Here is a 24,631-nt window from a genome sequence, read left to right on the forward strand (position 1 = left end):
CCCGCATCCGCAACCGTCGTTTTCCCGGCCTCAGAGGCCCTTGGCGCGATAGCTTTTCGCCACCCTGTCGATCGAGACGAGATAGGCCGCCGTGCGCAGGTCCTGAACATCGGCCCGGTCGTTCCAGACCTCGCTCATCGACTGGTAGGCAATGCGCATGGTGTCATCCAGCCCCGAGCGCACCAGCTCCAGCTCATCCGCGCCGCGCAGGTATTTCGCCTTGAAATCGGGACGCAGCGACCAGGCATCGCCAAGATAGCGGTCCAGCCGCTCCAGCTCGGCCACCAGCGCTTCGTGCCGGGCCTCTTCCTGGCGGCGCTGCATCCGGCCGAAACGGATATGGCTGAGATTCTTGACCCATTCGAAATAGGACACGGTGACGCCGCCGGCATTGGCATACATGTCGGGAATGATGACGGTGCCCTTGTCGCGCAGGATCTCGTCGGCGCCGGCCGTGATCGGCCCGTTGGCCGCCTCGATGATCAGCGGCGCCCTGATCCGGGCTGCATTGGTGAGGTTGATCACCCCTTCCATCGCCGCCGGGATGAGGATGTCGCACTCCTCTTCAAGCACAGCGGCGCCCTCGGCGGTATGCAGCGCATCCGGATAGCCGGTCACCCCGCCGTGATGGACGATCCAGTTGTGCACCGCCTCCACGTCCAGCCCGTCCGGGTCGAACAACGCGCCGTCGCGCTCGATGATGCCGGTGATGCGCGCGCCGTCCTCTTCCGAAAGAAACTTCGCGGCGTGATACCCCACATTGCCCAGACCCTGAACGATGACCCGCTTGCCGTCGAGCTTGCCCGAAAGCCCCGCCTTGGCCGCGTCATGGGGATGGCGGAAGAATTCGCGCAGCGCGTATTGCACCCCGCGCCCGGTGGCCTCGACCCGACCGGCGATGCCGCCGGCATTGAGCGGCTTGCCCGTCACGCAGGCGCGGGCATTGATGTCGGTGGTGTTCATGCGCGCATACTGGTCGGCGATCCAGGCCATCTCGCGCTCGCCCGTGCCCATGTCGGGGGCGGGCACGTTCTGGGCCGGGTTGATGAGGTCGCGCTTGGCCAGCTCATAGGCGAAGCGGCGGGTAATCATCTCCAGTTCGTATTCGTCATACTGGCGCGGGTCGATGCACAAGCCCCCCTTGGAGCCCCCGAACGGGGCCTCGACCAGGGCGCATTTGTAGGTCATCAGCGCCGCCAGCGCCTCGACCTCGTCCTGATTGACCGACAGCGCATAGCGGATGCCGCCCTTGACCGGTTCCATGTGCTCGGAGTGGACCGAGCGATAGCCGACGAAGGTCTGGATCTGGCCGCGCAGGCGGACGCCGAAACGTACCGTGTAGGTGGCGTTGCAGACCCGGATCTTCTCCTCCAGACCGGGGGGCAGATCCATCAGGGCCGCAGCCCTGTTGAACATCAGATCCACGCTCTCGCGAAAGCTGGGTTCGTTCCTCGGTGGCATCAGCGCCCTCCATCGGCATCACTCGCTGCGGCGACTCGCCGCACCCGCTTATTGGCGCTCCGTCCCGACCTGTTCAAGCGCGAAGTGGCCGGATTTCCGACGGTGCGACACTTTTGTTTCCCACTCTGACGAGGGCATAAACATTCGTTTCATTTTCTCCAATTCCGAAACAACCGCAGGGCGCAGAACCGGACTGTCGCGCGTCCCCTGCCGCAAGCCGGGAAAGCGGTCGAATTCCGCCACCATATCGCCACGAAGACCTGCCATCCCTTTCCCTGAATCATGTGCGCCGGCTCACCCTGCCAGCCTGCCGGTTTACATGAGGTTATTGACGAGGAAATTCATGTCGCGCCCCGCCCAGTCCCTGTTTTCCGGGCCCTTTTCCGGGCATGACGGCGACCCGAGCGGCGCCGTCCCGCGGGGCCGGAGCCGCACCCGGCATCGCAACGGCCGGATTGGCCGCCTGGCCGACTTCTCGCGCGACGAGGAAGGCACCCTTCTGGTCTTCGGCATCTTCGCCTTCCTGATCATCCTGATGGTCGCGGGTGTCGGGATCGACCTGATGCGCTTCGAGCGCGACCGGGCCACGCTGCAATACACGCTGGATCGCGCCGCCCTGGCCGCGGCCGACCTGGACCAGCCGCTCCCGCCGCGCGACGTGGTGCTCGACTACCTCCGCAAGGCAGGGCTGGCCGACTACCTCACCGGCCTGACCATCGACGAAGGGCTGGGCTATCGCACGGTTTCGGCCACGGCAGCGATCGACGTACCCACGCAGTTCATGCAGATGACCGGGGTTGACGTGCTGCGCGCCCCGGCCGCGACGACCGCCGAGGAACGCATCGACGGGGTCGAGATCTCCCTGGTGCTCGACGTGTCGGGTTCGATGAACTGGAACCGGCGCCTGCGCAACCTCAAGATCGCCGCCAAGGATTTCGTCGATACCATGATCGACAATTCCCCGGACGGGAACCTGTCGATCTCGATCATCCCCTATGCCACGCAGGTGAGCCTGCCCGACGAGATGATCTCGCAGTTCAACGTCTCGGCCGAGCACAGCTACTCCAACTGCGTCAACTTCGCATCGGCCGATTTCCGCAGCGCCGCAATCAATCCCGCCGCCCCGCTGCAACGGACAATGCATTTCGATCCCTGGTACCGGTTCGACGGGCGCGGCAGCTCGCCCATGGAGTTGATCGGGATGGACCGCGGCTATGACAGCTCGCTGCCGGTCTGCGAAGCGATGCCCAACCGCGAAATCCTGCCCCTGTCGAAGGACCGCGCCACGCTCAAGTCCTATATCGACAACCTCTGGGCGCGCGGCAATACCTCGATCGACGTGGGCATGAAATGGGGCGCGGCGCTTCTCGATCCCAGCCTGCGGGGCGTCGTCGGAGGCCTGATCGGTGCCGGCAAGGTATCCCCCGCCTTCGCCGACCGTCCCACGGATTACGACGCCGGCACCACGCTCAAGGTGATCGTCCTGATGACCGATGGCCAGAATACCAGCCAGTACTACATCAACAACGGCTACCGCAGCGGCGAATCCAACATCTGGTGGAACGCCGAAGAAAGGAAATACTCGGTCTATACCGGGCTTGACGATGACGACCGCGACCGCGACGGCATCTACGACGAACCGATGTTCTACTGGCCCTTCAATGGCACCTGGCGCGACCACGCCTATGGCAACGGCACCTATGAGGAAACCCGGACCGAGCGGGTCTGCCGGTCCTACCGCCGCAACGGCTCATGCCGGCGCTACAGGACGGTCAGGACCACCGTGACCGTGAACGAACCCGGCCAGGCCAGGGTTCTGAGCTACCCCGACCTGTGGGCCTACACCACCATGCGCCGGGTGGTAGAGAGATTCTACAGCCCGTGGATGGGCAGCAGCCGCGCCTGGAACGACTGGTACTACGCGGTGCGCAGCTACGTTCCCTACAGTACCAAGGACGCGCGCACCCGATCCATCTGCAACGCGGCCAAGGCCAACGGCACCATCGTCTTCACCATCGGCTTCGAGGCCCCGGAACGGGGCAAGGCGGTGCTGCGCGACTGCGCCAGCTCGGACAGTCACTTCTTCGACGTACGGGGGCTCGAGATCGCCGACGCGTTCCGCTCCATCGCCTCGTCGATCCGCAAGCTGAGGCTGACGCAATGAAGCGGCTGCTCGGACGCCTTCTGCGGTTCCGCAACGACCAGTCCGGCTCGGCCACGATCGAGTTCGTGATCGTCTTCCCGGCGGTGCTCACCGTGATGCTCTCAGGGGTAGAACTGGGCTTCGTCACGCTCCAGCAGGCGATGCTGGAACGCGCCATGGACATCACCGTGCGCGACATCCGTCTCGGCACCGGCACCGCCCCCCAGCACGACGAGATCCGCGATCAGATATGCGAGCGCGCCGGTTTCATCGCCAACTGCAAAAGCACCCTGCGGCTGGAGATGGTCCGGGTCGATCCCCGCGCATGGGGCGGGATCAGCGACGAACCCGACTGCATCAACCGCGCCGAAGAGGTGGCCCCCGTGCGCAGCTTCGTGAACGGGGCCGAGAACGACCTGATGATCCTGCGCGCCTGCGCCATGATCGACCCGATCTTTCCCACCACCGGCCTCGGCCGGGCGCTGGCCAGGGGCCCCGACGGACAATACGCCCTGATCACCACCAGCGCCTTCGTTCAGGAACCGAGATAGAGGATGCTCACGGCTCTCGCAAACAGGCTCGGCGCATTCGCCCGCGGCACCCGCGGCAGCGTTTCGGTCGAATTCGTCCTTGTGATGCCGTTCCTGTTCTGGGCCTTCATGGCCAGCTACGTCTATTTCGACGGCTACCGGCAGAGCAACACCAACCTCAAGGCGGCCTACACCATCGGCGACCTGATCTCGCGCGAAACCGCGGCGATCGACCAGGAATACGTGGACAGCATGTACCGCCTGCTGCAGATGATGACCCGCTCGGGCTCCGAGGTGAAACTGCGCATCACCGTCGTCCGCTACGACGAAGCCGACGACCGCTACTACGTGGACTGGTCGGCCGCACGCGGCTATGCCACGCTGCGCACCAATGCCAACCTGCGCGACATCGAAACCCGCCTGCCGACCATGCCCGACAGCGAGCGGGTGATCCTGATCGAGACCAGCAACACCTTCGTGCCCCTGTTCAACGTCGGCATCGACCCGATCCCGCTGGACAATTTCGTGTTCACCCGCCCGCGCTTTGCGCCGCAGGTGGCCTGGGCCGGCGCCTGACCGCCCCCCTTCCTCTTGCCGGAAATACTCCGGGGTGAATTGGCCGCAGGCCAAGAGGGGCAGCGCCCCTCGCACCGATCGGATCGCACCGGCGATTCTTCGGTGAAAATTGCCCGCGCGGCCTCGCACCCGTCACCGCCTGCGCGACGGCACCTTCACCCGCCGCCCGCGCCAGACGGCAACGCCCTTTCCACGCAACCGCGAACCACCCCGCGGCGCTCAGACCTGCTCGATCCGCAACGCCACTGGCGCCGAGCTCAGCACGTCAAGACCCCGCATGGCCTCGAGCGCCCGGTCGATCCCGGCCCGGGTGGTCTTGTGGGTGACGATCAGAACCGGCGCCGAAGGCTCGGAATGGCCGTATTGCCGCATCCTGTCGATGGACACGCCGGCCTCGCCCAGGATCGTGGCGATCCTGGCCAGCGCGCCGGGCTTGTCCACCAGCTTCATCCGCAGGTAATACGGCGCCGGCAGCCCGGTGCGGGCCGGAGGCAGCGCCTTGAGCGACACCGCCGGCTGCCCGAAGGTGGGCCCGCGCAGCCCGCGCGCCAGATCGCACACATCGCCCATCACCGCGCTGGCCGTGGGCCCCTCACCCGCGCCGGGGCCGCGCAGCACCACCTGTTCGACCGAATCGCCCTCGATCACCACCATGTTGGTCCCACCCTCAAGCTGACCCAGCGGAGAGGCAGCCGGCACCAGGCAGGGCTGCATCCGCTGCTCCAGCCCCCGCGCCGTGCGCTGCGCCACCCCCAGAAGCTTGATCCGGAACCCCATGTCGGCGGCCTGGCGGATATCCTCCAGCTCGATCCGCTGAATGCCCTCCAGCTCCACGGAGGCGAAATCCGGCCGTGCCCCGAAGGCAATCGCCGCCAGCAGCGCCAGCTTGTGCCCGGCATCGATGCCCCCCACGTCCAGTTCCGGGTCGGCCTCGAGATAGCCCAGCCTCCCGGCCTCCTCGAACAGCTCGTCGTAACTGCGGCCCTCGCTCTCCATCCGGGTCAGGATGTAGTTGCAGGTGCCGTTCATCACCCCCATCACGCGGGTGATCTCGTTGCCGGCAAGCCCCTCGATCAGCGTCTTGATGACCGGGATGCCGCCGGCCACCGCCGCCTCGTAGCGGATCGCGCGGCCTGCGGCCTCGGCACGCTCGGCCAGCGCCTGACCATGCACGGCCAGCATCGCCTTGTTGGCCGTCACCACGTCCTTGCCGGCCGCCAGCGCCGCCTCGACCGAGGCCTTTGCCGGGCCGTTCTCGCCGCCCATCAGCTCGACGAAAACGTCCACGTCCTCGCGCCGGGCCAGGGCGACCGGGTCGTCCTCCCAGCCATAGCCGGAAAGGCTCACGCCCCGGTCCTTGTTGCGGTTGCGCGCGCTCACGGCGCTGATCTCGATCCGCCGGCCCGTACGCGCCGCCAGCAGATCGGCATGGCGCCGGACGATCTTCACCACCCCCGCACCAACGGTTCCAAGGCCGGCAATTCCAAGACGCAGCGGCTGAGACATGGGGCGAAATCCTCTTCTGCGGTGTCCGGCCCGTGGCTTAGCCGGTTCACCGCCCCGGCGCAACGCAACAGATGCGCCCGCCCGCCGGCCCCCCGTTTCCCGTCCTTGCCCGCGCCAGCATCCATCCGGCTCCGGTCATGCCCCCCCACCACCGGCCTGGCGCAATTCCCGCACCCGCCGCTCCAGCGCAAGACGGCGCCACTCCATGGCCGCCTCCAGCTGCGCCGCCTCCTCGGCGGGGGGCGGCAGCGGTGCGGCCAGAGAGCCGATCGGGCGCAGCTGGGGATAATCCGAGTCGCGCAGGTCCTCTCTGATCGTCGCGGCCAGTTCCGGCACCTGCGCACAACCGGCGGACAATGCCAGCACCCCGGCGGCCAGCGCCGCCACCGGAATACGGCGCACCCACAAGCGCACCCGCCAGTTCCGTCCGGTTTTCCGCATCATGCCCCCTGATGCCGCGTCCCGGCGGCCGGCGCAAGCACCAGAGCCGATTTTGGTGCGCCTTCCGGCCCCGCCCCCGGCAAATCCGGCGAATGAGGTTGCACCTGTCCGCCAGCTGTTGTTTCGTATCCGCCAACGGTTGCAACCAGCATCAGGACATTTCCGGGGGGCAAGATGACCATCAGCGCCAGTTCGACCACGGATATCTGGACCTTTTCCTTTCTCGACGAACTCGCCACCGAGACCACCGGCGCCGCGCTCTTTCCGACCGTTTCGGGCGCCGCCGCGGTGACCGTCATCGACGGAACGGCCGGCAACGACACCCTAGCCGGCGGCGCGGGCCGCGACAGGATCGCCGGGCTGGCCGGGGACGACAGCATCACCGGCGGAGCGAAATTCGACAAGCTCTTCGGTGGCGATGGCAACGACACGCTGTTCGGCAACAAGGGCAACGATCTTCTCAAGGGGGGCGCGGGCCGCGATTCCCTGGTCGGCGGGGCCGGATCGGACGAGTTGCGCGGCAACAAGGGCAACGACATTCTCGACGGCGACAATGGCAACGACACGCTGGCAGGCGGGCGCGGAAAGGATTTCCTCGATGGCGATGCGGGCAACGATTCGCTCGAGGGCGGCGGTGGCGCCGATACGCTTGAAGGCGGGGCCGGCGACGACACGATGACTGGCGGGAACGGCGCCGACGAGTTCGTCTTCGACCTCGGCGCCGCGCCGGACCAGGGCACCGACGTCATCACCGATTTCGATACCGCCGCCGACAAGCTGACCTTCGTCGGCCTGACCGCGGCCGATGTCGAGATGATCCAGACCCTCGACGGCATCAGGATCCTGTTCTCGGGCGGGCACCTGCTGCTCCAGGGGGTCTTCGATTCCCCCTCGACGCTCACGGTCGAATATCTCTGAGCCGCCCGGCGGCGGCGTGCCGCGGCAAAAGAGGGGTTTTATCTGAACGCGTGTTCAGATAGCCTTTCGCCCCATGGCACGCACGCAAGGGTCGCATTCCGACATCACCGGTCCGCGCATCCGCGCGGCGGCGTTGAAACTGTTCGCGCGCCACGGATACGCGGCCGTCTCCATGCGCCAGATCGCCCGCGAGGTCGGCGTGCAGGCCGGCGCTCTCTACAACTACATCCCGGACAAGCAGAGCCTGCTTTTCGGGCTGATGGAAAGCCACCTCGAAGAGCTTCTGCAAGCCCGCGCCGCGATTCGCCGCACCGACGATCCGGTGGCGGAGCTGGAAAGCTTCACCCGCTTCCACATCCGGTTTCACCTCGAACGCCCCGACGCGGTGTTCATCGCCTACATGGAGCTGCGCAACCTCACGCCGGAAAACTTCGCCCGGATCGAGACCCTGCGCAAACGCTACGAGGACGAACTGGAAGGCATCCTGCGGCGCGGGGTGGCCGCGGGCCTTTTCGCGGTGCCCGATCCCAAGATCGCGACGCTGGCGGTGATCGCCATGCTCACCGGGGTGAACACCTGGTATCGCGCCGGCGGGCGGCTGTCGCTCGACCAGGTGGAAGCCATCTACTGGGACATGATCCGCAAGGCCGTCGGCGCCTGACCCGATCACGCGAGTAGCATCATGCGGAACGGGGCCCGAAGGCACCGCCCCGCAATGCCCGCGCGCGCCGGCGGCAGCGGCCGGCTTGGTCAGTTGCCGCCGGTCGTCGGGAAGGCCGGCAGCGCCGTCGCCCCCGTCCCGGTTGCCCCGTCGGTCGCCTCGGCCAGGACCGCCAGCCGATCCGCCGACTGCCCCAGAACCGCAGTGCCGCCATTGCGCACCGCGTTCAGCGTCATCCGCATCCACTCTTTCGCCAGGTCCGGCCGGGCCTGGGAAACGCCGAAGCCTTCACGCAGGTGGTGGCTGACAACCTCGCCATAGCCCAGCTGCCCGGCCCCCACCAGCAACACCGCCGAGGCCAGCGCCATCTGCGCGTCATCCGTGCGATAGCCCACCCCCAGGCAGACCCTGCCGCCCGCCGCCAGCTGATCCAGCGGCTTGCCGGACTCACGCAGGAAGGCCGAGGTGTCGGCGATGACCCGGGACGGGCGCTGGGAGGTGATATTGGCCAGGCTCGCCGCCAGCGCCTGGCTCAGCCCCTTGCATTGCTGCACGACCTGCTCCGGCGTCATGTTCGGAATGGCTTCCTCAAGGCGCGAGCTTTCCGCCATGGCGTTGGTCCGGGCCAGGCAGAACTGTTCGTTGAGGGCAAATTCGCTGTCCGCCACGCGCCCGGCAGCGGTCAGCCCGCCATTGGCGGCGGTGAGCACCCCGATCTCGTTGCAATGCTCGCCGATCGAGCGGCTGTTCTGCCCGAAGGTGAAACTGGGCAATGCCGCGTTGCCGCCGCCCGTCCGGGGCTGCGGGGCCGGGGTCGGGGCGGGCGCCGGCGCGGGGGCGACGGCCGACTGGATCGGCGGCGCCTGGGTCGGAATGCCAAGCTGTTCGTTGCGGAAGGTGCGCAGCAGGCCGCGCTGGCCCTGCGTGGCAAGGATCTGGTTGTAGGGCGGCACATTCGCCGATGCGAGCGCGCGCTGGTAGCTGCTCAGCAGGAAGTCGCGCTCGAAATCGTCGAGATAGCCGTCGGCCGTGTATCCCATTTCCGCCTGGAACCTGGAAATGGCCGCGCGCGAGCGCCGGCCGATGGCTCCATCCACGGGCCCGGCATCGTAGCCGAAGAAGTTCAGCGCCGTCTGGATGTCGCGATTCATCTGCTTCTGCGCCTGGTGGGCCGCCGCGTTGCGCCGGGCGGCTGCGGCTGCGGCCGCCTTGCGCTGCTTGTTCTTGTTGACCTCGTTGACGATGATCCCGCCCAGGATCGCACCACCCAGCAGCGCCGCCGCGTCATTGCCCGCCGCGACCCTCGTGGCGGGGGCCGCGATCATGCTGGCGGCCATCAGGGAAACCATGAATTTGCGTCCGATCATCGTGAAATCCTCGACCTCGTGTAACCTTTCCGCGCCCTGTTGGCAGGAGCGGCGCTTTCGGTTGATACATGAACATCAATCGAACACCAGCCCATCAAACAAACCTCTCCCTGTCAAGCACGCGAACCGGCAAGCATTTGCCGAACACCCGACCCAGCCGCCCCCGCGCAGCATCCGCTGCGCGCCCGCCGCCTCAATCCAGCGCCAGCGACAGAAGCGCCTCTCTCCCCATGTCGGGACGCGCGGCATAGACGCCCAGATCGCGCCAGAAACTGTCCAGCATGTCGCGCTCGGACGGTCGGCCGGACAGTGAAAGCTCTTCGCGCAGAACGTCATGGGCGGTCTGCCGCTCCTCCGGCGTGGTCTCCGTGCTCAGCGTCTCCAGAGCCGCCCGGTAGGACAGCAGGTAACCCGACTGCCGGCGGCGGAAGGCCTCCAGCTGGCGCACATGCGCCCGCATCTGCCGCCTCAGCACGTCCGACGCGCGGCCGGCGCGCTGAAACGCCACCAGCATGCGGATGCTTTCCTGCCTGGCGGCGATCCGGTCGGCGGTGTCGCGCAGGGCACGCACGAACATCGCCCCCGCCAGGAGGGTCGCACGCGCCGATTGCATCCGCGCCGTCTGCGCCCGGTCGCGATCGCGCCGAAGTTCAAGCTGGATCGCCCCCAGCGCCGCCTTGCGCCGCGGGTCGGGTTCGGCCGCAATCAGGGTGGACAGCAGAAGATCGGGATCGGCCGCGCCACCCTTGCCGCCCGCCCTCTCGGTCAGCGCCTTCCAGCGGTCGCGGATTACCGCCAGCCGCGCATCCGAGGTCACCACCGGCGCCGAGATCACCAGCCGCACCCCGAAGGTGGCCGAGCGCGTCGGCACCCCCCGCCCGTCGAAGGGCGGATATTCGGTGCGTTGCGCGCTGAACAACTGGTCACCGGAGGAAAGCACCGAGCCCCCCCGCGTGACCACCCCGCCCGCCTGCCCGTGCAACCGCCCCGCCGCGTTCAGGCGGAACGGCTCGAACACCAGCTCCTCGGCATTGCCGTAGACGTCGAACAGGCCCAGCGGGTTGGGCTTGCGCAGCCCCACCGGCCCCAGCCGCCCGCGCCCCGAGCCGGGGGTCTGGAACAGCGCGTGTTCGCGCATGTCCCCCGCCCCGAAATAGGTGCGTTCGGCAAAGCGGGCGTCATCCACCCGCGCCCCGCCGCGGGCGGCATATTCCCACTCGTCCCCGGTGGGCAGGCGGAAGAAGCCGGCCGCGCCATCGGCGCGCGGCATCCGTTCGGGCGCGTTCGCCAGCAGCCATTCGGTATAAAGGCGCGCCGCATCCACCGCGTCGAACCAGCTCAGCCCGCCTTTCGCCAGCCGATCGCGGCGGGTGGGCGCGGAGCAGTCGCCATGCAGCGCGCGCCACTGACCCTCGGTCATCTCGTAGCGGGCGATGTAGTAATGCGTGGCCCCGCCCTCTTCGAAAGGGCCGCGCAGGAAGGTGGTGCGCAGATCGTCGGCATAGCCGGTGGCCGCGACCGGCTGACCCAGCCGCAGCCGCCGGTCGGCCAGCGGGTCGGCCGCCTCGACCGGAACCGTCACCTTCTGAAACGCCATGGCCGCGCCGCAGGGCATGGGCAGGACCAGATCGGCCGGGTCGCCCCGCGCCGCCGCCGGATCGGCAAGCTCCACGGGCCAGGATTCGGCCCGGACCGCCGCCGCCCACAGCAGCGCAACCACCACCAGGGGGCGCATCACGCCCCCTCCCGCAGCACGCTGGCCGGGTCCAGCCGCAACACCGTCCACGCCGCCAGCCCCGCCGCCGCCAGCACCAGTGCCAGCACCCCGGCGCAGATCGCCAGCGCCTGCCCGGGCCCGATCACCGCCAGTTGCGCGCCCTCGGGCAGCCCGTCGCCGAACAGCGCCGCCGCCGCCCGCCCCGCCAGCGCATAGAGCGCAAACGACAACGCCAGCCCCAGCGCCGCCGTCACCGCCGCCTGCACCATCGGAAACAGGGCAAGCTCGCCGGCCGGAACACCGAGAAGCGATATCCCGGCCAGAACCTGCCGCTTGCGCACCGCATCCGACCAGAACCCGAACAGCAGCGCCGCCCCCAGCCCCGTCGCCGCCATGCCCGCGGTCAGCGCCAGCGCCAGATCAAGCCGCCGACCCAGCCCCAGCAGCGAGGCAATCTCGCGCGTGCGGGCGGTGGTGGAAATCCCCAGCGCCCGCTCCACCCGCGCCTGAAGCGGCGCCACGTCCTCAAGCCGCCGGGCATAGAGCCGCACCCCGGCATAGGCCGGCACGCGTTCGCTCAGCTCGCGGGTGCCGGTGATGCCGTATTCGGGCAGGCTGTAGGACTCGTAGAACGCCTCGATCAGGTCAAGCGTCTCGAACGGCGCCAGAACCGCCCGCCCGGCCACCGCGCGCTCGGGCAGGACGGCCGCCACCACCGCCGTCAGAACCAGTTGCCGGGGCCGGCCCTCGGCCTGGGTGATCATCTGCACCTTCTGCCCGGCCTGCAGGCCCAGCTGGGCGGCCAGAGCGGCGCTGACCGCGACCTGCCCCGCCTCCAGCACCACCTCCGGCGGCAGGGTCGGATCCCCCGCCCCCGAGGGCATCACCAGCGCCGGGCGCATCCGCCGGCCGCCCTCGCGCCGCAAGTTCACGTAATCGAACTGGCTGCGCACCTTCGGGGTCAGGAATGCCACCTCGGGCCAGTCGCGCAGCGGCGCGATCTCGGGCTCGGTCAGGGTCACGTTGCCGGAGGTGTCGATCTGCAGGTTCGCCGGATCGGCCAGCATCTCGCCGATCAGCGCCGCGTAGACGCCGTTCTTGACCCCGAACAGAACCAGAAGCGGCACCAGCACCCCGACCATCACCGCCACGTTGCAGATCAGGAAAAGCCGGTCGCGCAGCAGATCGCGCAGGGCGAGCGAGGCAATCAGCATGGCGCCGCCTCCAGCCGGCTTACGACCTCTCCCCCCGGCCCGGCCGCGACCGAAAGCGACAGGCGCGCAATCCCGAAGGCGCCGATCCGGTCGAGATCGTGACTGGACAGGATCACGCCGCAGCCCTGGGCCCCGGCGATTTCCAGCAGCAACTCCAGCACCCGGTCGGCGCTTTCGGGGTCGAGCGACCCGGTGGGTTCGTCAGCGATCACGAAGGGCGGGCGATGGGCCAGCGCGCGGGCCACCGCCACCCGCTGGCGCTGACCGATGGACAGCGCGCCGGGGCGCAGCCCGGCCACCCCCTCCAGCCCCAGCCGCGCAACCAGGTCGCGGCACCAGTCGAGATCGGCGTGCCCGGCCACCCGCTGCGAGAGCGCGACATTCTCGGCCACCGTCAGAAACGGCATGAGCCCCCCCGTTTGCGGTACGAAACCGAACATCCGCCCGCGCATCCGCGCCAGCGCCCGGCTGCGCGGCCCCGCCGCCCACATCCCGGCCAGATCGCGCCGCGCGCCGGCCGCGTCCTGCCACTCGTAGCTCCCGCCGCCCGGCCCCGGCGGGCGCAACAGGCCGAGGATTTCCAGCAGCAGCGTCTTGCCCGACCCGCTGGGCCCGGTCAGCGCCACCGCCTGACCCGCGCGCAGCTCCAGCCTGCCCCATTCCAGCCGGAACAGCCGGTCGCCATCGCGCAGGTCGCACCTCCCCGCGCCAAGCCGCAACGCCCCGCTCACCGGCGCTCAGGGCAGCACGTCGAACGGCATGGCAAAGACGTATTCGCCATCCGGCGCCCCCTCCCACAAGGCCGTCCACACCGCCGGGTCGTGCAGCCACTTGCGGTATTGCGCAAGCTTCTGGCGCATCCCGTCAAGGATCGTGCGGCGGTTCATCGCGCTCTGCCGCCAGCGTTCCTCGGTGGTCAGCATGAGCTGGCTTTCATAGGGCAGATCCTCAAGGAACTCGAGCGCACCGCCCAGCGTCTCCGCCTCCGGGTTGACCAGCCGGTCGGGGTTGAGCGCCATCCGCGCCACCACGTCGCGCACCTGCGCGAAGAAGCGGTCCGAATCCTCGGCGCTGCGCGCCCGCTCGCCCAGGGTCAGAAGATTGTCGAGCAGCTCGGCCATGGTCGCCATCTCGTTGCGGGTGACCAGAAGGCGCGGCTCCACCGCCAGCTTCGCCGGGTTCTCGACCGCCTTTTCCGACACCCAGCCCTCGATGATGTCGGGGGCCTGGGTGCCCTTCTGCCGGCCCAGCCAGGCCAGCCGCATCGCCCGGCCCAGATCGACCAGCTCCTGCCCGCGCTCCTGCGGGGACAGCAGCGGGCGTTCCTCGCGCGCCTCGCGGATCATGTCGGTCAGCGCCGTCACCAGCCGCGTCACCGTCGCCTCGAACGCCGCCTCCGACCCGTCGGAGATGCCGTAATAGTAGCTGTTGCCATTGAACCGCGACAGCGCCCGGTACTGCGCTTCGGCCCAGGCGTGCTGGGCCTCGCCCCCGGCCGGGGTCTGCAGGTGCAGCGTCATCACCGCCACCCCCTTGTCCTGCGCCGCGCGCTGAAGCTCGGCCGGGCCGATGGGCGAGCGCGCGTTGGGATCGCGTGGATCCTTGGGGCCGGCATCGGTGATCAGGATGACGATGCGGGCATCGAACGGATCGCCCCCGGCGGGCTCCCACCGGGTCAGTTCCACCGCGTCCTCGACCCCGGCAAGGCTGTCCTCGTTGAACCCCGGCGAGTTGGCCACCGCCACCTTCGTCGCCGCCCGGATCGTGGCGATCACCGGCGTCTGATCGCGGCGCCGCTCCAGCGGCAGCAGCGTGCGGGTGCGGTATTCCAGCCCCGGCACCGCGCCCGGGTTGTCGCGAAAGCCCACCACCCCGAACTGCACCCGGCTGCCGATCTCGGTTCCACGCAGCTCCTCGACGATCTTCTCGACCGCCTTCTGGGTGCGGGCGATATAGGGGCCCATCGACCGGGTGGTGTCGAAGACGAAGACGATCCCCGCATCGAAATCGTCCGAGATCGCCCCCGTCTGCCCGCCGCCCTCGCGTAATGGCACCGAGGCGACCTTCATCAGCAGGTTGTCCTCGTAGGTCAGCGGGTGCAGATCCTGCACGAAATCGAGGATCGGCATGAGATAGAGCCGCTCGACGATGTTGACGAATTCCTTCGGCTCGGCCGCCACGATCCCGTCGGCCGGATCGGGCCGGCCGGCCTCGATGGCGGCCAGCATCCGGTCCTGGTCGGCGGCCAGAGTCTCGCTCTCCATCAGCCGGCGCAGGGCGGCCTCGGATTCGAACAGGATCTGGCGCTTGCGCCCGGCGGCATTGGTGAAGGCGGCGACGATGTTGTGCTTCCACGGCACCACCTCGGCGGCTGCGACCCAGCCCTCGGGGCCGGCGGACACCGAAGGGCCCACCTGATACCAGCCGGGGCGCACGGCATAGACATAAAGGGGCTGGAAGGCGGGATACCGGCGCGCCGCATCGGCCCCGGCCTCATCCGCGGGGGCGGGGCGCAGCATGGCGCCGGGCCGGGTGAGGACGCGCTGATAGACGGTCTTGCGCCCCTCGACCACGAGCGGACGCTGCGGTGCCGCCCCGGCCGGCGGCGCCATCTCCGCCACCCCCAGCGCCAGCAGCACCGCGATGCCGCCCCGCCACAGCAGCCTAACCACAGAAATCATCGAAAGCCCCCTTCTCCAGCGTGCCCTCGGCGCCGCGCAGGCGCGCGCACACGGCGGCAAGACGCGGCCGGACCCCCTCGGCCCCGGCGCGCACCGCCCGCGCATAGTATTCGGCCGCCTTGGCCGGATCATCCCCGAAGCTCAGGCCGATCACCCGTTCGATCCGGGCATCCTCGACCCCGCCGTCATAGAGCGCGCCGAACAGCGCCAGCGCGGCCGGATCGTCACGCGCCGCCGCATCCTCGACCAGGCGCAGGGCGGCATCGGGGGCAAGCGCCGCGCCGCAGCGGCGGATCGCGCGTTCCACCGCGACAAAGCCGCCATCAACGGCGCGCAGCCCCTCATAGTCGCAGACCGGCCCCCGCCCCTCCGGGCCGGCAGACAGATTTTCGGTTGCCTCGCCTGTGCTTGCCGGCTGATCTTCACCTTCGAAGCGCGACCACCACCATGCGGCCGCCAAGGCGGCGAGAAGAACCGCCGGCAGCAAAATCCACCTCCACCGCCGCCGGCCTCCCGGTGGCGGCGAGGGCGCTTCCTCCTCCGCATCGGGGGGCGAATCCGGCAACGCACCGGATTCGGGCACGGACCCGGGGGCGGGTTCGGGCGATGGTGGCGAAGGCGGCTCTTCCGCAGCGGGCTCCTCCGCCTCGGGGCGGCGGGCCGGGCGGATCGCCCCCGTCGCGGCAGCACCCGCGCGCGGGCCGACGCTGTCAGGCCAGATCACGTCATGCACCACCACGCCCAGAACGATCCGCAAGGGCGTGTATTCCTCGATCCGGTCCACGATCCCGGGGCCGATGCGGATGCGGTCGGCGCTGCCCGAGCGCTGCACGGGAAAGGGGCCGAACCCGTACCGCTCGCGCTGCCAGCCATCCGGCCCCAGCCAGCGTTCGCCGTAACTTTCCTGAACGGCGACGCGCACTTCGGTTTCGGCCAGCGTTCCCGCGGGAAGCTCCAGCAGCGCGTGGCCGCCAGCCGGCGCGCCCGGGTCGGGGCGAATGACGAGCTTCATGCGCCCTCCCGTTCCCGTTCGCGCAACCCGGCCAGGATCTCGCCCAGAGCGAGGTTCTGCTCCACGTCGATCTCGCCTCCGGCCATGTCCTTCGCATTGGCGACGAACAGCGCGAACAATGCGTGCACCCAGTCGCTCCAGACATCGGCGGCCAGCGTCCGGGGCCGCTCGGGCAGATCGTCCACCCGTTCAGAGACCGGTCGTTCGGCAAAGACGGGCCGGGCCTCGCCATCCGGCGGCTCCACCCGCGGGCGGTCGGCTTCGGGGATGTCGCGCATCCCCAGCGTGGCCACGAAATCGTTGATCCGCTCGGCCGCGACGATGGCGGCGGGCGGGGCCTGGCGTTCCACGGTCAGGCCGAAATTGACCTCTGCCAGCGCCCGCGCGGTGCGCGGTGCCAACCCGGTGCGGCGCGCGGCATGGATGAGTTCGGCCACCAGATCGGCCGCCGTGGCATCCCCCAACCCCCAGGCCGCGCGCCGGGCGCGATCGTCGCGCAGCGCCTTCATCCGGTCGATCCATGCCTCGACCGCGCTCTGCGCCTGGAACTGTTCCAGAGTCATTGTCCGCGTGCCGCCCCCGTCCCGATCAGCACCGCCTTCCGGCCGCGCCCGGCGGCCGCCGGGGCGCAGCGGGCCCGGATCCGACGCCGTAGCCCGGGGCGCGCTCATGGCGGCGGCCACCGCATTGCTGATCCGGACCGAAGGCGGCACCCGCGAGATGCGCGCCTCGATCTCGTCCTGATCGACGGTCAGCGCCTCCAGCAACGCGCCGAAGCGGTGCCGCTCGAGCGCCACCAGCAGATCGTCGATCACCCGATCCGCCGCCTGCTGCTTCTCGCCGATCCGGGTCTGAAGGTCGTCCGAGAGGTGATAGGGGGCAAGCGCGCGGGCCATCTCTCCTGCGATCGTCCCGATCCGGGCCGAGATCTGGCGCAGCTTGCTGTCGGGCCTGCACACCCGCGCCAGCGCCGCGGTGAGATGGCTCACCCCGCCGTCATTGAGCGACATGGCCGCATCCCACGCCGCCTCGGGATCGGCGAAATGGCGCCGCACGGCGGGCGCGCGCAGGCAGCCCGCACGCAGCTGGGCGATCCGCTCGGCCTTCTCCGGGCGCAGGCGAAGCTCGCGCCGGGCATCGTCATACTCGATCAGACCGTCCACGTAGTAGTTCGGATTGCGCAGCCAGAAACAGTTGTCGAAGGGCCGGCCCGGCAGCCATTCGTCCACCCACGGATCGGCCCCCTTGCCGAACTTTTCCAGCAGCGATGCCTGCATCCGCCGCTCGAACCGGCTTTCGTCGCCGCCCTCGGCGGCGCTGTCGGAAAGGTGCTTGTCGAACTTGGTCAGCACGAAGAACAGGGCCGTGTCGCCCTGCGCGCGCTGCTGCGGGGTGGCGCCATGGGTCGCGGCGATCCATCCCTGCACCAGCCCCGGCAGATCGACGGTTTCCATGTTGCCGTCGGGAATGCACAGCAGCATCGAGGTGATTTCCTGATTCTGCACGTAGCGGTCGAACAGATAGGCCACCTTGCCGCGCAGCAGAAGTTCGGGAAGGATGGCCTCGGACTTGGCGAACGCGGCCTCAAGATCCTGCTCGAACCTGTTGCGGGCACCGGGAAAATCCAGAAGATCGGTTTCGGCGAAAATCGGCGAGGGCAGATCGCGCATCGGCAGCACCAGCTCGGCCGCCAGCGCGCAGACGACCGAGCGCGGCAGCTCCGCCACCCGCCCGTCGCCGGTCGAGACCGTCAGCGGTGCCCCGTCGGCCCGGCCGCTCAGCGTCTTGACGTCGATGATCGAGCTTTCCCGCGGCACCAGCGCATCAAGCCCGGCAAAGACCTCCTGCGCATGGCCCAGCCGGCCCAGAGCGCCGGCCAGCCGCGTGTAAAGCCCCGAAAACGGCGCGTGATCCCCCCAGAGCAGCGCAAACAGCGCCGCCCGGTCGGCGCTGGCAAGGCGGGGGGCGATTTCGGCGGCCTCCTCCCACAGCGGGCGAAGGGCAGCCGCATAGGCCTCGCGGCCAAATACCGTCTCGACATATTCGGCAATGTCGTGAACGTCGTCCTCGGAAAGCCCGGGCTGCACCGCCCCCGCCCGCGCCCGCGCCGCGTCGAGGCGCTCGGAAATCAGCGCCGCATCGGGGACCGGCTCGGACCGGTCGCCGTCCATGAAGAAGCTGTTGACCAGCGTGAGGATGATGTCTGCTTCGCTCAGAAGCGTGAGCTTCACCGGGTAACCATCGGGTGACGCGTATCTTTCCATGGTGAACCGGGTGACCAGGCCGGTGCTTTCGCCCTCGCCCTCGGGGTTGATCTCGCGGATGTAGTCGAGCTGCCCGCCGGCATAGTCGGCCACCAGCGTGCCCTTTTCGGGGCGCGCAAGGACCGACACCAGGAAGGACTTGCCCGCCTGGCTGGGGCCGAAGACGCTGACCGACATGCGTCTGCCCGCCGCCCGTGCCAGCCGCTGCGCCCGCCGTCCGGCCCGACGCAACCCCTGCACCAGCGACCGCGCTTCGGCGCCGACCAGATCGGCATTGCCGGGGGTTTCGACCCAGGCCCGCGCCCGCGCCGCCAGATCGGCCACGTCCCTGCACGCCTGCCCAAGCCTTTCCTGCGCCTCTTTCGTCATCGTGCTCTCCTCACAACCGGAACACCCCGGTGTCGATCCAGTATTCCTCCTCAAAGCCCAGCGTATGCAACCGCAGCCGCACTTCCGAAGGCTTCATCGCGGTCCCTTCGGCATCCTCGACCTCGACCACCGAGAAGGCCTCGCGCAGGGCCTCGCGCCGCAGGACGCCTTCGGGGGTGTCGTTGTCGGGGTCGTCGTCGAAATCGGTCCGCTCCAGCGTCACCCGAAGCGGCGCCCGCTCCTGCGCCGAACGGGTGGCGAAATCGAGCCGGTAAAGCGGCGTCGTCGTCCACCGTTCAAGCGGCAGCTGGCGCGATCCCAGCATGATCGGCGTATGCATCGTGACCTCGGCCAGCATCTGAGCCGCCGAAGCCGGCCCGTTCGCCCCGTGGCCGTCGCCATCGGCATCGGTGCGAAACAGGATGCGCGAATCCGGGATCTGCCCGGAATTGTCCATCTCGCCGATGAAACGGGCGGTGGACTGCATCCGCAAGGCCCGCGTCGTCACCTTGAAATTGGGAATCCGTGCCTGCGCCAGCGCCATCAGCAGCCCGCCCACGGCCACGGTGGACTTGGGGTCGCCCACGCGCTGGGTCACCGGGTCGCGGAACGGGTACCACCGCCCCGTCTTGCAGGCATGCATCGGGATCAGCCGGTGCGGCGGCACCACCAGCAGCTCCTGCAATATCGCCCGCACCGCCGGCAGGCGCGAGGGCCGCCCGGTCAGAAGAACAACGTCGGCGCCCAGATGCGCGATCACCTCGGCCATGTTGCCAAGCGCCTTGTTCAGCACCTCGCGGGCGATGCCGTCAACGTCCTGCCGCCCGAATTCCAGCGCCACCTCGCCCAGCCGGAACCCCTCGGCGCCAAGGCCCCGAGCGGCCTCCTCGACATAGGCCGCCAGGGCCGCCGGAACCGGCTGGCGCCCCTGCCCGTCCGTTTTCACCTCCTCGCCCAGCGCCAGAACGTCGCTTGCGCGAACCGTCAGCTTGTCGAACTCGCAGGCCTCCTCGCAGGCGTTCAGCACCGCCACCGCCAGCGGCATCAGGACCCGCAGCGCGAACTGGCGGCGCTTCTGCACGCTCTGCTGATCGAGCCCGGCAAAGTCGCCGCCGAACAGCTCGCGCAGCTTCTCGGCGGCATGCGCACCGCCCGCCCCGGCAATCGCCTGCCGGATGCCCGGAAGCACGATCACCGAGATCACCCGCTCCAGCAGCTCGTCGCCGGCAACGCGGAAGGTCTCGCGGAAATTCTGCCGCGGGTGCAGAACCCGCCCGGCCTCGCCCCACCAGGTGGTGATCATCAGGTCGGTGGTGCCGCCGCCGATGTCGATACAGGCCAGCCGCAGCGACGGCGCGGAGGGCGCGCCCTCGCGCATCGGGCGCGGCCTGCCCTTGAGTTCGAGAAAGCGGTCGATCCGGCCCTCGAATTTCTGGGTCAGTTCGGAATGAAGCCAGACCAGCTGCGTGCAGCTGGCCTCGTCCCATTCCACGATCAGCTCGGGCATCCGCGACAGCGGGCCGGGCTGGCCCTTCAGCCCCAGCATCGCCCAGACCAGCTTCAGCGCCCCGCGCGCTCGCGAGCGGATGATCGCCTGTTCCTGCACGGTCAGCGCCGTAGGCAGGGTCAGGATGATCCGGTCCAGCCGCCGCGGCAGATCCGATTGCGGCCGCCGGGCCCGGCCGGCCGGGGCGTTCACCTGCACCAGCGCGTGTGAAAAGATCTCGGCCAGCAGGAAACCGAACAGCGACGAACGCGAAAAGCGCGGCCGGATCGCGGGCGTTTTCGAGACCTGCCCGCGCGGGCGCAGGCGCGCGCGTTCGTCCTCCTCCACCTGCTCCAGAACGTCGCCTTCTTCGTTGAGAAACCGCATTGCCGCACGCAGCGATCGGGGCAGGTTGTTGGGATCGGCATGATGGTGAAACCGCCAGTCCTGGTGCAGCGGCGCATCGTCCCACAGATAGCGTTTCGGGCTGGACAGCCCCGAGGCGGTCTCGGTCCCCTCCTCCTCGGCCACCATGCGCAGCGCCTCGGGGCCGGTGCGCACGATCGAGGGCCACAAGAACGCGTTGCGCCGCCCCGAGCGCGAGGCCAGGCGTTCGTCGCCCATGCGGTGTTCCGAGAACTCCACCCGGCTTTCGAACAGGCCGGAATAGTGGAATTCGGGGCGCGACAGGTCACGGATTTCCAGCGGAAACGAGCGCGCCAGATCGGTGCGCATCTCGCCAGGGAAGCGCTCGATCAGGATGCCGCAGCTGCGCGAATTGCCGATGTCGAGCACCAGATCGACATCCACCGGGGTGACGCTTTCGCCTTCGCCCACCGTGTTGGCCAGCCGCAGCCCGGGCACCTTCACCGCATGACCGATCAGCCGCAGATAGGCCAGGTAGCGCGCCCAGTGCTCGAAGCGGTGGGGCAGCGATTCGCGGGTCACGCTGCGGCCGGGCCGTTCGGCGCGCTTGAACGCCATGAACAGATCGTCCAGCCAGTCCGACACCCATTTCTGCAGGTCCAGGCTTTCGCCGTTCTCGCCGGTTTCGGGCCGGCGCAGGAACCACGCCATCCGCGCCGCGTCCGTGACAAGGCGGAATTCGCGCGATTTCTCGGCATCGCTGCGGTCGGGGCCGAGATAGCGCAGGCCCTGCTCCCCCTCGACCAGCGCCGTGTCCAGCGCCAGTTGCACCCGATGGGTATGGCCGGTGAGCGGGTCGGGTTCGTCAAGTTCCACCGTACGCATCCGCGCCCAGGCCGAGGGGCCGGGATCGAAGCGTTCCTCGCCCCCCGGCCCGCGATCGTTGCGCAGCCGCAGCACCGGCACCGGCACCCATTTCGACAGGAACGGCTCCAGCGCAGCGACGGGGCGGATGGCATAGGCGTCATCGTCGGGCCGCGCGCCGGCCTCGATCGCCTCGTCCAGATCGGCCTCGCCGCTCAGCGGCAGGAGTTCCCACTCCTCGCCCGCCCCCTCCCGCGAATCCCCCGATCCGGCCCGGCGTTCGATGAACCTTGCGTTCCTGAGATCGAACGCATCCAGCCGGAAGCCGAAATCGAGGATCTGCGTGCCGGAAAAGGGCACCAGCGTGATCTCGTCGCGCCACTCGGTCAGGGGGGCCAGTTGTCGTGACTGCTTCATCTTGCCTACCTCGTGATGGGGCTGTCGGTGGAGGGCGCGGGCGGGCGCGAGACCGGCGGCTCCGGTGCCGGTTTCGTCGGTGCGGGGGCGGGGGTCGGTGCGGGGACGGGGGGAAGTGCCGGCGAGAGCGGCACGACCGGCCGGCAGACCCGCGCGGTCAGGGCGATCTCGCGCTCAAGCGCCCCGATTTCATCCCGGATCGCCGCTTCCTCGGACCATGCTGCCGCCAGCGCCGCCCCTTCGCCGGGGCACAGATCCGGCCCGGCCGGATTCAGGCCGCAGGGCGCGATCATCAGGTAAAGGATCGCGCCGATCATCAGCGCCACAAGCGCCCATCCCGCCGCCAGAAGCCACCGCCAGGGCCAGGCGCGGCTGCCCCCGCCGCCCGCGCCGATGCCCGGAGCCGGTGCCGGATGCGGCACCCGCCCGGTGAGAACGCCGCGCACCGCTCGAGCCTCGCTGCGGATCCAGGCCCAGTGGACCAGGACCGGACGCAACCCGCCCTCCGGCGTGCGAATGGCAAAGATCATCTCTTCGCCCGGAATTTCCAGCGCATTGCCCAGCGCCTCGGCCAGGCGCCGGTCGGCTGCATCCGCGCTCTGCGCCAGCCGGTCGGCCTCGGCCCGGATATCCGCCACCAGCGCGTCGAGACGGGCACGCAGCGCCTGCCTGTCGCCCGGCTCGAGCGCCGACAGGGGCAGGCCCGTGCCCTCGACCGGGGCGTGCCAGTCGATGCGGTCGCCATGTTCGCTCGGCACCGGCTCGGCCAGCAGCGCCGCGTGATCCTCGCCCAGCCGGTCGCGAAGCACGCCGGTCAGAAGCTCCCACGAACGCTGCGCCGCCGCTCCCAGTGGTTGCAGCCCTTCCGGCGCGGTGGTGACGAGGACCGATCCGTGCATGCCCCCCGCCCCTAGTTTCCGCCCTGCCCGCCGCCCGCCGGCGCGGCCGGATCCACGCCCGGGGCCGGCGCCGCGGCGGGTTGCGGCACGATCACCGTCGGCACACAGGGGGCCGTGTCGACTTCCGGCCGGGCCTCGGTGCCGTCGAGAAAGTCCAGGATGGAGGCCGTCGGCAGGGCATAGCCCCGGTTCTGCAACCGCCCCTCGCGGACGAAGCTGTTGAGGCCGACCACGCGCCCGCACATGTCCACCAGCGGCCCGCCGGAATTGCCCGCCGCAAGCGGCGCCGAGTGCATGATCACCGATGTTTCGGGGCCGATCTTCTGTTCGGCATTCACGATCCCGTCGGTCACGGTCAGCCCCGGCATCGCCCCCGCCCGGCCCGCCTTGAGCACCGCGAAATCGGCGTCCATCTCCAGCGCGTCCCCCGGATAGCCGGCGGCAATCACCTGTTGCAGCCGCATCGACCCCTCGGGCCGGTAGAAGCCGAAGGCCGGCAGCCCGGTATCCCCGATCCGCAACAGGGCGAAATCGGCGCCCGTCTGCTCCAGCGGTCCCTGCTGGCGGATCACCTGCGCCGCCTGCGGGGCGGAAACTGCGCCGCCGGCGACGACGATCCCCCCCGCGCCGGCGCCGGCGATCACGTGCTGGCCGGTCAGGATCAGCCCCGGCCCGACCGATATCCCCGATCCGACGACCAGCCCTTCGGGGCCGGGCACGAGAACCAGCACCGTGCGCGCCTCGATCCACTCCAGCAGCGTCTCCTCCTGCCCCGCCGCGTCGCGCGCGGGCAGCACCACCCGGTCGGGAGGGCTGGGCAGCAGCGCGTCGGGTGCAGCCTCGGCCCTGCGGGGGAAGGCGGTACCGACAGGCGGCGGCAAAAGTCCCTCGGGCGTGCGGCCGTCGGGCAGGACCAGCGCCCCGTCGGGGCGGCATACCGCGCCTTCAAGCGCCGCCTGCAACTGGTCGCGCCGGGCGCGCAGGCTGTCGTTGAGCGCCCTTTGCGCCGCCAGCCGGTCGGCATCGGTCACGGCAGCCGGCCCGGGCCGGGGGAAGATCCGGGTTCCCGGCATCAGGAGCCAGGCCAGGACCGCGCCGGAAAGGATCAGCAGCACCAGCAGCGGAACCCAGGCCCAGCGAGACAGGCGGTCAGGCGACGGACCCGGCGTTTCGGAAGGTGCGGGCGTCGCCATGGCGGCCTGCGGGGCCGTGGCGGCAGCAGAGGCGGGGCGAAGCGCCGGCAGCGGCAGAAACCGGCCCAGCGTGGCCGCGTAATGGGACGGGCGCGCGGCCGCATTGGCACCGCGGGCGCCGGGCATGAGCCCCCAGTTGACGATGACCGGGCGGTCGTCGATCACCATCACGTCCCCCGCGCCCATCACCGTCAGCGCGCCCAGCACCAGCTCGGCCGTCGCCGGATCTTCGGCCAGCGGGCGCAGCGGGCGCAGGTGATCGGCCAGCCAGGCCTCGGCCCGGGCGCGCTCGTCGGGGGCGAGATCGTCGAGGGGGCGCACCTCGCCCGTCCCCGCGCCGTCGGCATACCACGACACGGTGGCGGGGGCGGCATCGTTGCCACGGCTGATCAGCGGCTCGGCAAAGAGCGCGGCCACCTCGGGCCCGGCACGTTCGGCCAGCAGCGCCCGCAACTCCCCGTAGCGTTCGAGCACCGCCCGACCACCGGCCTCGACGAAATCCTCGGCGCTTACGCGGGTCTTGCTCAGGAACTGGTCGGCCATGTC

Annotated in this window: 18 protein-coding genes; 5 read left to right on the plus strand and 13 right to left on the minus strand. The window is 69.6% G+C overall.

Annotated elements, in window-relative coordinates; translation table 11 throughout:
- Positions 1–30: 30 nt before the first annotated feature.
- A complete protein-coding gene (locus ACZ5CM_RS10955) occupies positions 31–1,461 on the minus strand; it encodes a Glu/Leu/Phe/Val family dehydrogenase (protein WP_464638643.1) in 1,431 nt (476 codons plus the stop codon).
- 343 nt (positions 1,462–1,804) lie between these two features.
- Here ACZ5CM_RS10955 and ACZ5CM_RS10960 point away from each other — a divergent pair, with 343 nt between their 5' ends.
- The 3 genes from ACZ5CM_RS10960 to ACZ5CM_RS10970 are packed head-to-tail and all read left to right on the plus strand — an operon-like array spanning position 1,805 to position 4,710.
- Positions 1,805–3,625, plus strand: a complete 1,821-nt coding sequence (locus ACZ5CM_RS10960) for a pilus assembly protein TadG-related protein (RefSeq protein ID WP_464638645.1) — start codon at positions 1,805–1,807, stop codon at positions 3,623–3,625.
- Positions 3,622–4,155, plus strand: a complete 534-nt coding sequence (locus ACZ5CM_RS10965; protein ID WP_464638647.1) for a TadE/TadG family type IV pilus assembly protein — start codon at positions 3,622–3,624, stop codon at positions 4,153–4,155. Before ACZ5CM_RS10960 ends, ACZ5CM_RS10965 begins: the two co-directional genes overlap by 4 nt.
- A gap of 3 nt (positions 4,156–4,158) precedes the next feature.
- Positions 4,159–4,710 (plus strand): TadE/TadG family type IV pilus assembly protein, encoded by a 552-nt coding sequence (locus ACZ5CM_RS10970; RefSeq protein ID WP_464638649.1) that lies wholly within the window; start codon positions 4,159–4,161, stop codon positions 4,708–4,710.
- A 219-nt stretch (positions 4,711–4,929) separates the two neighbouring features.
- Here the strand turns inward: ACZ5CM_RS10970 and ACZ5CM_RS10975 are convergent, their stop codons facing one another.
- Positions 4,930–6,216: a homoserine dehydrogenase gene (locus ACZ5CM_RS10975; protein WP_464638651.1), complete on the minus strand. Its 1,287-nt coding sequence runs from the start codon at positions 6,214–6,216 to the stop codon at positions 4,930–4,932.
- Positions 6,217–6,351: 135 nt separating this feature from the next.
- Complete coding sequence (locus ACZ5CM_RS10980; RefSeq protein WP_464638653.1) at positions 6,352–6,660, minus strand: hypothetical protein; 309 nt, start codon at positions 6,658–6,660, stop codon at positions 6,352–6,354.
- Positions 6,661–6,831: 171 nt separating this feature from the next.
- On the opposite strand from ACZ5CM_RS10980, the gene ACZ5CM_RS10985 reads away from it, so the two are divergent.
- The gene (locus tag ACZ5CM_RS10985; protein ID WP_464638655.1) at positions 6,832–7,575 is read left to right on the plus strand and encodes a calcium-binding protein; all 744 of its coding nucleotides are present in this window, start codon (positions 6,832–6,834) and stop codon (positions 7,573–7,575) included.
- 73 nt (positions 7,576–7,648) lie between these two features.
- The gene (locus ACZ5CM_RS10990; protein WP_464638657.1) at positions 7,649–8,236 is read left to right on the plus strand and encodes a TetR/AcrR family transcriptional regulator; all 588 of its coding nucleotides are present in this window, start codon (positions 7,649–7,651) and stop codon (positions 8,234–8,236) included.
- Between the two features lie 89 nt (positions 8,237–8,325).
- Here the strand turns inward: ACZ5CM_RS10990 and ACZ5CM_RS10995 are convergent, their stop codons facing one another.
- The 10 genes from ACZ5CM_RS10995 to ACZ5CM_RS11040 form a co-directional block, all read right to left on the minus strand.
- Entirely contained in the window at positions 8,326–9,603 is a 1,278-nt protein-coding gene (locus ACZ5CM_RS10995) for a peptidoglycan-binding domain-containing protein (protein WP_464638659.1), read from the minus strand.
- Between the two features lie 193 nt (positions 9,604–9,796).
- On the minus strand, positions 9,797–11,338 hold the full coding sequence (locus tag ACZ5CM_RS11000; protein ID WP_464642584.1) for a formylglycine-generating enzyme family protein: 1,542 nt from the start codon (positions 11,336–11,338) through the stop codon (positions 9,797–9,799).
- Positions 11,338–12,534, minus strand: a complete 1,197-nt coding sequence (locus tag ACZ5CM_RS11005; RefSeq protein ID WP_464638661.1) for an ABC transporter permease family protein — start codon at positions 12,532–12,534, stop codon at positions 11,338–11,340. Before ACZ5CM_RS11005 ends, ACZ5CM_RS11000 begins: the two co-directional genes overlap by 1 nt.
- Complete coding sequence (locus ACZ5CM_RS11010; RefSeq protein WP_464638663.1) at positions 12,528–13,265, minus strand: ABC transporter ATP-binding protein; 738 nt, start codon at positions 13,263–13,265, stop codon at positions 12,528–12,530. The genes ACZ5CM_RS11005 and ACZ5CM_RS11010 overlap by 7 nt, the downstream gene beginning before the upstream one ends.
- Before the next feature lie 6 nt (positions 13,266–13,271).
- On the minus strand, positions 13,272–15,215 hold the full coding sequence (locus ACZ5CM_RS11015) for a vWA domain-containing protein (RefSeq protein ID WP_464638665.1): 1,944 nt from the start codon (positions 15,213–15,215) through the stop codon (positions 13,272–13,274).
- The gene (locus ACZ5CM_RS11020) at positions 15,199–16,227 is read right to left on the minus strand and encodes a hypothetical protein (protein ID WP_464638667.1); all 1,029 of its coding nucleotides are present in this window, start codon (positions 16,225–16,227) and stop codon (positions 15,199–15,201) included. Before ACZ5CM_RS11020 ends, ACZ5CM_RS11015 begins: the two co-directional genes overlap by 17 nt.
- A complete protein-coding gene (locus tag ACZ5CM_RS11025) occupies positions 16,224–18,860 on the minus strand; it encodes a virulence factor SrfC family protein (protein WP_464638669.1) in 2,637 nt (878 codons plus the stop codon). Before ACZ5CM_RS11025 ends, ACZ5CM_RS11020 begins: the two co-directional genes overlap by 4 nt.
- A 10-nt stretch (positions 18,861–18,870) precedes the next feature.
- Positions 18,871–21,993, minus strand: a complete 3,123-nt coding sequence (locus tag ACZ5CM_RS11030; RefSeq protein WP_464638671.1) for a virulence factor SrfB — start codon at positions 21,991–21,993, stop codon at positions 18,871–18,873.
- Positions 21,994–21,998: 5 nt separating this feature from the next.
- Complete coding sequence (locus ACZ5CM_RS11035) at positions 21,999–22,892, minus strand: hypothetical protein (RefSeq protein ID WP_464638673.1); 894 nt, start codon at positions 22,890–22,892, stop codon at positions 21,999–22,001.
- Positions 22,893–22,903: 11 nt separating this feature from the next.
- Positions 22,904–24,628 carry a trypsin-like peptidase domain-containing protein gene (locus tag ACZ5CM_RS11040; protein WP_464638675.1) on the minus strand — a complete coding sequence of 575 codons (1,725 nt, stop codon included), beginning with the start codon at positions 24,626–24,628 and terminating at the stop codon, positions 22,904–22,906.
- Positions 24,629–24,631 lie beyond the last annotated feature (3 nt).

Source organism: Piezobacter thermophilus, assembly GCF_055386745.1.